General features: G+C 68.2%; 8 protein-coding genes and 1 pseudogene. 3 read left to right on the plus strand and 6 right to left on the minus strand.

Annotation, left to right across the window (positions count from 1 at the left end; translation table 11 throughout):
- Nucleotides 1–187 (plus strand): annotated as a pseudogene (locus VQ02_RS38830) (hypothetical protein); the annotation flags it as partial.
- 73 nt (nucleotides 188–260) lie between these two features.
- Here the strand turns inward: VQ02_RS38830 and VQ02_RS31220 are convergent.
- Complete coding sequence (locus VQ02_RS31220; protein ID WP_048448152.1) at nucleotides 261–1373, minus strand: DUF2336 domain-containing protein; 1113 nt, start codon at nucleotides 1371–1373, stop codon at nucleotides 261–263.
- Nucleotides 1374–1647: 274 nt separating this feature from the next.
- On the opposite strand from VQ02_RS31220, the gene VQ02_RS31225 reads away from it, so the two are divergent.
- Both VQ02_RS31225 and VQ02_RS31230 read left to right on the plus strand, forming a co-directional pair.
- Complete coding sequence (locus VQ02_RS31225; protein WP_048448153.1) at nucleotides 1648–1884, plus strand: hypothetical protein; 237 nt, start codon at nucleotides 1648–1650, stop codon at nucleotides 1882–1884.
- Between the two features lie 16 nt (nucleotides 1885–1900).
- The gene (locus tag VQ02_RS31230; protein WP_048448154.1) at nucleotides 1901–2665 is read left to right on the plus strand and encodes a hypothetical protein; all 765 of its coding nucleotides are present in this window, start codon (nucleotides 1901–1903) and stop codon (nucleotides 2663–2665) included.
- A gap of 25 nt (nucleotides 2666–2690) precedes the next feature.
- On the opposite strand, the gene VQ02_RS31235 is transcribed toward VQ02_RS31230, so the two are convergent.
- The 5 genes from VQ02_RS31235 to VQ02_RS31255 all read right to left on the minus strand — a co-directional run.
- On the minus strand, nucleotides 2691–3272 hold the full coding sequence (locus VQ02_RS31235) for a DUF1254 domain-containing protein (RefSeq protein WP_048448155.1): 582 nt from the start codon (nucleotides 3270–3272) through the stop codon (nucleotides 2691–2693).
- Nucleotides 3269–3967 (minus strand): DUF1214 domain-containing protein, encoded by a 699-nt coding sequence (locus VQ02_RS31240; RefSeq protein ID WP_048448156.1) that lies wholly within the window; start codon nucleotides 3965–3967, stop codon nucleotides 3269–3271. The genes VQ02_RS31235 and VQ02_RS31240 overlap by 4 nt, the downstream gene beginning before the upstream one ends.
- A gap of 114 nt (nucleotides 3968–4081) precedes the next feature.
- Entirely contained in the window at nucleotides 4082–5407 is a 1326-nt protein-coding gene (locus VQ02_RS36360; protein ID WP_167350811.1) for a glycosyltransferase family 61 protein, read from the minus strand.
- 442 nt (nucleotides 5408–5849) lie between these two features.
- Nucleotides 5850–6836 (minus strand): UDP-glucuronic acid decarboxylase family protein, encoded by a 987-nt coding sequence (locus VQ02_RS31250; RefSeq protein ID WP_048448158.1) that lies wholly within the window; start codon nucleotides 6834–6836, stop codon nucleotides 5850–5852.
- Between the two features lie 26 nt (nucleotides 6837–6862).
- A partial coding sequence (locus tag VQ02_RS31255; protein WP_048448159.1) for a UDP binding domain-containing protein occupies nucleotides 6863–7376 on the minus strand: 514 nt, incomplete at its 5' end.

Raw genomic sequence — 7376 nt, forward strand, 5'->3', positions numbered from 1 at the left:
TTCGGGCCGCACCCCGCTGCTCACCCCCGTGGGTGCCGCCGCCCCCTCGCCCTTGCACGCTTCGACCCCCGCCCGCGAGCCGGCCACCGCCGCCCCACCCCCGGGGCGGCACCGCCCGATCCCGGCCCCCGCCTCGCCGCGCCTGCGGCCGGCCGCAGCCCCGGAGCGGACGCGCAAGTCCCGGTGAGGCAAGTCCCGGTAAGGCGGATCCCGCCGCGGCGGGCCTTGCCTCAGCGGGATCCGCCTTACCGGGACTTGCCTCACCGGGACTTGCGCGTCCGCTCCGGCAGGGTGGGCCGCAGCCCCGGGGCGGCGGCCGGCCGCAGGCGCGGCGAGGCGGGGCCGTGATGCGGGCGGTGCTGCTCGGGTGTGGCGCTGCGGGAGGCCGGCTCGCTGCCGAGGATCGAGGCGACGAGGTCGCGGGCGGTGGCGGCGTCCATGGCGCGAAAGAGGTGGGTGAGGCCGAACACCGCCTCGACCGAGCGCGCGATCGAGGGATCGAGGCGCAGGAAGATGAACACCGCCTCCTCCTCGGCGAGGTCCGCCGCCCGCAGCGCCAGGGCCAGGAGGTCGCGCCGCTCGGGCTCGGTGGCGCGGAAGCTCACCCCCGGCAGGCCGAGGGCCTCGCCGAGCGCCGCCTCGAACCGCTCCGGCTCGCCCCGGCCCGCGAAGGCGGTGAGCGCGGCGCCGGCGGCGCGCATGCCGGCCCGCCCCTGCGGCCGCAGGGCGGCGCGGGCGGCGACGCCGTCGCGGATCGCCGCCCGGCGCTCCGGGCCGGCCTGGAGGTAGAGCGGCGCGAGGTCGACGGCCGGCAGGTCGTCGCGGGCGAGGAGCAGGGCGGCGAGGTCCGGCCGCCGGCGGGCCCGCTCCACCAGCCGCTCCAGGGCCGGCCCGGCGAGCGGCGCGTCGGCGTTGCCGGCGAGCGCCAGATCCACCTCCGGCTCGTCGCGCAGGCTCAGGTCCTCGACCACGGCCCGGCCGAGGTCGCGCCGGCGGGCGATCACCGCGTCGAGGGCCGGGCCGTTGCCGGCGGCGTCGAGGACCGGCGTGGTCAGGACCGGGCTGTGCGCCAGCACCGCGTCCCGGGCGCCGCCGCCATGGGCGGCGAGCAGCGCCAGCACGCTCTGGGGCGTGTCGGGCAGCGGCGCGAGCTTCTGGGCCACGATCTCGGCGGTGGCGGCGTCGACCGTCGGGATCAGCCCGCAGGCGAGCGCCTCGAAGGCGCGGATCGTCGCGACGTCCCGCACCGGGGCGACGCGGAACAGGTCCGTCTGCACCCGCAGCAGGACCGGCTTCATGTCGAGACTCCGGTCTCGCGCGAGATCGAGGAGGCCGGAGAGGTCCGGCGGAGCGTCGGCGGCAGAGCGGGCCATGGGCGATCGGGTACGCAGGACTAAAGCGACCCCGAGAATGCGAGCGGTCCCGTAAAGCGACGCTTAAGGCTGCGGGCACCGGATCGGGCGGCGCCTGGGGACAGCGGGGATGACGCCCCGGCGCGGTCACCGATGGTTTACGCCGCCGGCCGGCTGGCCGCTCCCGGCGGGACTCCTGGAAACGGTCCATTAACCATGTCCGTGGTTTCGTCCGTCCGCAAGGCCGCGACGGGCGGCGGTCCCGGAGGGACGTGACGGAGGCGGGAGAGCGCACATGGTCGGCCTACAGCGACGTCCCTCGGCGGACATCATCCCGTTCCCGGCGGGGCGCCCGCGCCGGGCCGGAGGCGGCCGGGCCGACACCTGCGCGGCGGGCCCCGCCCGCGAGGCGGACGCGGTCCGCGGCACGATTCTGCTGTTCACGGGAGTGCGCTATGAGAGGCTGCCCGATCCCGCCGAGCCCGGCCTGCCCGCTCCTGGGCGGTCGCCCGAGCGGCGCTGCCAGCGCTGAGACGGCGGCGCGCCCGATGTCGTTCCGTGTCCTGCTGCTCGCCCTGCCGCTGATCGGGGCGTGCGCCCAGCAGGGGGATTTCGGCCGTCCGGCCCCCACCGCCTGGAACAGCCTGATCGATGCCGCCGGCACGCTCGCGGCGCGGGAGCGGGGCGAGCCGGCATCGGTGTTTCCCTTCACCGAGGACGAGCGCGCCCTGCGCGACCGCGCCTGGCGCTTCCTGATGCCGGCCCGGGAGCGGACGGCCTTCGAGGCCGCCCTCGACAACCTCACCCGCGCCCGGGTGCTGCCCGTGGGCTGGCGCCTCTCCGACCCTGCCGCCTACTACGAGGCGATCACCGCCGGGCCGTTCCGCTCCGCAATCTCGCGCTACCGGCGCCTGTCCGACGACCTGGTCGCGGACGGACGCCTGATTCCGGCCTTCGCCGAGACCGCGGCTCGCGTGGTGCGGGCGGACCTGACACGCCTGCAGAGCCTGCCCTTCATCACCACCCTCGACGACCGCGACGTGCGCAGCGCCGCGATGCGCGTGGCCGAGAACCGCTGCCTCATCGCCTGGGTGCGGCGCGAGACCGCCGCGCGCTCCGCCTCCTACCGCTACGCCCTGGAGCACCTTCTGGTGGCAGCCCCCGAGGAGGAGGCGGTGGCGGGCGAGCGGGCCCTCGCCTTCCTGGATTCCCGCCGGACGCTCCTCGATCCGCTGCTGCCGGCCGATGCCGAGGCGCGCTGCGGCCTCGCCGCTCCGGAGCCCGCCGAGACGGTGCTGGTGCGCAAGGGCTGAGGCGACGGACCGGGAGGGCGTCGCCCTACTCGTCGGGTCCGTCGATGGTGCAGGAGACCGAGCGCGCGGCCTCGTTGGCCTGAGCCTGCTGGCTCGGCAGGGCGGCCAGCACCCGCACGGTGACGAAGCCCTCCCGGCTCGGCGCGACGATGCGCACGTCGCGGTTGCGCTCATCCTCGTCGGCGGTGGCCAGCGCCTCGTCGAACTGGCGCCGGGTCATGATCACGAGCTCGACGGTGCCGCGCACCGCCGCCTGGTCGGTGATGGCGTAGTAGGCGCCGTTGCGGCCGTGCAGCGCGATCGTCTCGAGCAGCGGACCGGTCTCGGCGGTGATCCGCACCGGGCCGTCGTCGAGGTCGTAGGCGCAGACGCCGACCGCCAACGCCGGGTCCTGCGGCGGCAGCCAGCCTTCCGCTTGCTCCGCCGTCCCGCCGGTCTCGGCGGCGTGGACCAGCACCGAGGTGTCGTTGGCGAGCGTCGCCCGGGAGCGCGCCATGGCGTCGCCGGCGGCGAGGTAGGGGATCGCCAGCACCGCCGCGACGTGGACGAGCCCGGCCAGGACGAGGCCGCACAGGGTGGCGAGGACGAAGCGGCCGAGGGGCGTCACGGGCAATCCTCCCGGGTGATCGAGGGCACGCCCTCGCGCTCGAGCACGCCGGTGCTCGCCGCCACCGGCGTGTCATAGAGGCGCAGCACCAGCCGGATCGAGCCCTCGCCCTCCGGCATCGGCAGCCAGTTGCCGGGCTGCACCGTCGGGCTCACGCTCACGGCGAAACGCCCGTCACGGTCGCGCAGCACCTCGGTCGAGGTGAAGCCGGTGCGCGGCGGCGGGACGGAGCCGGCCTGCGGCTCGGGCTTCGCGCGGCCCCGCCGCTCCACCGTCAGGGTCCAGGCCCGGGCCGGCGGCGTCGCCCCGGCGATGCGGTAGCGGCAGGACGGATCGAGCCGCCGTCCCTCGTCGTCGGTGAGCGCGGTGAGGAGCAGCCCCTCGCCGAGCGCCAGCGGCACCTCGCCGGTGCGGGCGTGGATCGCCCGCACATAGGGGTCGGCATCCCGCGAGCCGATCTTCGGCCAGGCCGTCCAGGCGTTGAGGGTGACGCCCCCGAACGGGTAGCGCCCCCGCGTCGCCCAGTTGGCGCTGGCGAGGCCCAGCACCGCGCCGAGGGCAAGGGCGTAGAGCACGAGCCCGACGGTGCCGAGCCGGCGCAGGCGCGCGGCGCCCCGCAGGGGGCGGGGCAGGGCCCGGGAGCGGCGGGACGCGGCGCGCCCGGAGGCCGGAAGGGCGACTTTCTCGGTCAACATCGTGGCGCCGTATCTAGCGCAAGTCGGCCCGCGGCCGAACGGATTTCTGCCAGCCGGGCAAAGCTCATGCGGCCGCCCATCCGCGTGGGCGAGGCGCTGCCGGGTCGCGGGTGTTCAGGCTCCCATGTCGGAGACCGCGGCCCTGACCTCGTCCATGTCGACGCGGTACCTGTCGCCGTCCGTCGCTTGACCCATGACGAAGCCGTACTCGACATCCGTGAGCGTGGCCAAGTTCTTCATGCACCAGGCAATGTGATTCGGGCTGTGGAGCTCCAGCAGCCTGGCGCCCGGATTCGCGAAGACGATGTTGGTCAGGCCGGCGCCATGGGGCGCAACGATGAAGCGTGCGTTCGCCATGATGGCGATCTGCTGAGACAACGACAGACCGGTGAATCGTACGATCTGAAAGCCGCGATCTGTCAGAAACTTCTCGACTTCCGCTTCATTGTCCAGCTTCCTGAAGTTGGAATCGGCGCGGGTGATGTAGATCTTCGCAGCTCCTCCGGCCTTCGCGTCACTCAGCTCCCGCTTGATGATGGCGAAGGTCGCCATGATCGCGGGGTGGGGATCGACTCCGAAGGAGTAGCGCTGATAGGGAAATAGCAGTTCGTCGACTTCCACCACGGTGCCGTCGCAGATGCGCGCGATCGGAATACCGTAATGTGCGGCAACCACTTCGGCAGATTGGCGCTGCACCGGGTCGAGATAGTCAGGCAGGAGAATGGTATAGTTCTTGCGCGCAGGCTCGGACGCCGCGAGAAGCCCCATCCTGGCAATAAAAAATATCATCCAATGATAATAATTGCCGGATATGCCCAGGGCTGCGTTCAGGGCTGATCCAAATTTCAGGGATGCCTGCTTTGGGGCGTAGCCGGCGCAAGCGTCAGAAATTTTTAATATCTGTTTTTCTTGAAAGAACGGAAAATGGAAGAGGGATTCATCGATAAGAATCTGGTCGCATTTGATGACTCCATATTTATTAATGATTTCTGCATTGTGGAATGTGAGCAGATCAAAGGCATGACTGAGATAGCTGTCTGAGTGGTAGTCGCGACCGCCATAGTGAGTCTCCGTATAGGAAACATCGATGCTGTCGTGCAGTCGCTTTACGGTGTCGGCAGCTTCATACGCTGATCGAATTGCGAGAACTTTAACTTTGTCGTCTTTGATCAGCTGAGTCGTGATCCCGAGTCCGGGAATCAGGACGAATTTGCCATTGATGATATCTCGGCCGAGCGGACTGTCATTGAGATTGAATACAACACTTTTCTGGTGATCGATGGATTTGAAGATCAAGCAGCTGTCTTCCAGCTCCCAGTAATACTCGTTCGGGTGCTCGCTCCCGACGATCCTGCCGTCTGATGACAATCTAATCAGTCTGCCGACCGGATCGTGTGTATGTATGTACCTCCAAACAAATTCACCGAGATCGCTGCTCACGATGCTGGAGCCCTTCAAAATTGACTGCATTAATGGTAAGCTTGCGAATTTTCGCAACAGGTGGGAAGTCGTTGCATTTCTCTCGAGGCTTGTTCACACAGCCCTGAGTCTAAGGCTGGTGCGTTCAATTGACAAGAAGAGGTCAGCAAAAATTAGCCGCCGCTGGAATTCCACGGGCAGGTGTGTTGCGATGCAGGTGCGGCTTCGACTGCACGAAGCGCAAGCCCGGATGAGTCCTGACGTGCCGAATGCCCGGCCATCGACGCGCCGGTAATCGGGTGCGGTGGCGTCAAAAGGACGGCAGTTCTCGACTGCGCCGCTCGCATCCAATTTCGCGAGGAACTTCGTCGTGGTGATGCGGCACGGTACCTTCGAGGCCGCTGTCAATCCAGCGCGGCTTGGGCAGCCCGAGATCGTCGAGATCTCGGGCTCGGTCGGAGAGCTAAGCGTCTTTCTGCGAGTTTGATGTGAGGAATTGGTCGAAGTAGCCGATGGTGCGTTCCAGTCCCTCCCGCAAAGCGATCGTGGGCTCCCAGCCGAGAAGCTCTTTCGCCTTCGAGATGTCCGGTCGCCGCTGCCGCGGGTCGTCGGGCGGAAGGGGCCGGTAGACCATCGTCGATCGCGAGTTGGTGATCTCCAGGACGAGTTCGGCCAACTGCCGAATCGTGAATTCGCCAGGGTTTCCGATGTTGATCGGACCGGCGACGTCCGGGCCGGAGCCCATCAGCCGGATGAAGCCTTCGATCAGGTCGTCGACGTAACAGAAGGAACGCGTCTGCGAGCCGTCGCCGTACAGGGTGATGTCCTCTCCACGCAGGGCCTGAAGGACGATGTTGGAAACGACGCGCCCGTCATTGGGGTGCATGCGAGGTCCGTACGTATTGAAGATGCGGACGACCTTCACCTGCAGTTTGTGCTGACGGTGATAATCGAAGAACAATGTTTCGGCGCATCGCTTGCCTTCGTCGTAGCAGGAGCGATAGCCGATCGGGTTGACGCGACCCCAGTAAGTCTCGGGCTGGGGATGAACTTCCGGGTCTCCGTAGACTTCCGACGTCGATGCCTGTAATATTTTTGCCTTGACCCTCTTCGCGAGGCCCAGCATGTTGATCGCGCCGATGACGCTGGTTTTGGTCGTCTGAACGGGATCGAACTGATAATGGATCGGCGATGCTGGGCACGCCAAGTTATAGATTTCGTCAACTTCGACATAGAGTGGAAACGTCACGTCGTGACGCAGCAGTTCGAAGTTGCGGTCGTCAAGCAGATGAGAAATATTGCGTCGTGTTCCAGTGAAGAAATTATCGACGCAAAGTACTTCATGTCCCTGCATCAAGAGACGTTCGCACAAATGTGAGCCCAGGAAGCCAGCGCCTCCGGTAACGAGAATTTTTTTCGTGTTTCCGTATCTCACAGTCACGTCCTTCATTGATTGCCGGAGTGGCGCTAATTGCGTTATGACTCACGGGAGGGGATTGCTCGGCCTACCCCTGTATACTTAAATCCGTGGCGGCGCACGTCGTCCTGACGGTAGACGTTGCGCAGATCGACGAGGATCGGCTCGGCCATCGCCGCACGCAGGCGCCTGAGGTCGAGCGCCCGGAAGGCGTCCCACTCCGTCACGATCACCAGCGCGTGCGCTCCTTGGGCGCAGGCATACGGGTCGGAGGCGTACTCGACCTCGCGCAGGAGCGGCCGGGCCTGCTCCATCCCCTCCGGGTCGTAGGCCACCACCCGCGCGCCGGCATCCTGCAGACCCGCGATGATCGCGAGCGAGGGCGCCTCGCGCATGTCGTCGGTGTTCGGCTTGAACGTCAGCCCCAGGACCGCGACGCGCCGGCCCCGCACGCTCCCGCCGCAGGCCGCCACCACCTTGCGGGCCATCGCCCGCTTGCGCTGGTCGTTGACCGCCACCACCGTCTCGACGAGGCGCACCGGGGAGCCGGCATCCTGCGCGGTCTTGACCAGG

This window comes from Methylobacterium variabile, from assembly GCF_001043975.1.
GTDB classification, from domain to species: domain Bacteria; phylum Pseudomonadota; class Alphaproteobacteria; order Rhizobiales; family Beijerinckiaceae; genus Methylobacterium; species Methylobacterium variabile.